Raw genomic sequence first — 234 nt, 5'->3', positions numbered from 1 at the left:
AACGCCAGGGGCGAGCGGTTCCTGGCGGTCGCCGGCGAGATCATGTCGGTGCAGCAGGTCGGCCGGGTGTTGCGCGAGAAGCTCGGCAGCCAGGCGCGGCGGGTGCCCCGGTTCCAGGTGCCCGACTGGATGATGCGGCTCGCCGCACGGCGCAATCCGCTGGCCCGCGCCGCCCTGCCATTGCTGGGCAAGGTGCGGCGTTCCACCAGCGCCAAGGCGCAACGCGTGCTCGGC

1 pseudogene is annotated in these 234 nt (G+C 73.5%); it reads left to right on the top strand.

The window, feature by feature from the left end:
• Nucleotides 1-234: pseudogene (locus ACZ3HH_RS31195) on the top strand (aldehyde reductase); the annotation flags it as partial.

Source organism: Pseudomonas sp. PME37.24/025 (assembly GCF_055556615.1).
Note: the sequence above shows the minus strand (reverse complement) of the source record. Positions and strands in the feature narration are given on the sequence as shown.